Annotated in this window: 1 protein-coding gene; it reads right to left on the reverse strand. The window is 46.0% G+C overall.

Annotation, left to right across the window (positions count from 1 at the left end; translation table 11 throughout):
- Window positions 1-969: hemagglutinin repeat-containing protein (locus tag ACZW67_RS14300; RefSeq protein ID WP_465183805.1), on the reverse strand; the 969-nt coding region annotated here is incomplete at both ends.

Genomic DNA, 969 nt, shown 5'->3' on the forward strand with positions numbered 1-969 from the left:
GCTTCACGTTTCTCAGTGGTGAGCATGCCTTGTGGATCATTATAGCCACTGACACCACCTTTGGTGATACTGCTATCACTGTCACTATCTGTGCCGTAGCCAATGCCGTTCATGGTGGCTTGTGGTTTACCGGTGGTATTACCAATGCTTAGACCAATTGATAATGCCTCACCTTCATAACTCGTGGTATTTTTAACATCTTGTGAGCTAACACCTTGTTTAAAGACGATATTGCTCTTGCCATTGGTTTGAGCTTCTTTTGAGGTGGTGAAAACGGCACCTGTAAAGCTACCTTTGCCATTTGCTGTAAGATCAGCTTCATTGGAGAAAATACCAGATTGTTCATTGACGATCTTAGAGTCAGCATTGACATTAGTCTTGCCGCCATTGACCGATAGGCTAGAACCTGTACCTTTGGCAAGATCAAGATCTGCACTAAAGCCCATGTTCTTTTGGTCGCTGTTATAAGTAGCGGTGTCTTGTAGCGATTCGATGGTCATGTCGCCGCCGATAACGCCTTGAATCTTATCTGTATTCAGTACACCACCTTTGATGTTTAAATCATTACCAATGTCAAGGGTGGTGTTGCCACCGACATTGACTTGGCTGTTGGCATAGGTAGTGCTGTCGCTGTTGGCATAGCCTTTGGCATGACTCGCACTAGCAGTGATGCCGTAGCTAGCATCTTTGCCTGGGTTGGTGGCTGCATAGGCACCGATGGCGGTACTTGAGCTCTTATTATCACTACGAGTATTGCTGTTTTGCGCGACGCCATTGATAGTCAGGTCATTGTCGGCTTGAAATAGGGCGTCATTGGTAACGTTTAAGTTACTACCGTTTATGTTGATATTGCTATCTGTGCCTGCTCCTGTAGCGATCAAGGCAAGATTGTTGGTGGTGATGCTGGAGCCTTGGTTGACCTCGGTGTAGCTGCTGCTATTTGACTCACTTTTTGATGAGCCAATGGTG

Source organism: Psychrobacter sp. TPE 89C, assembly GCF_055522395.1.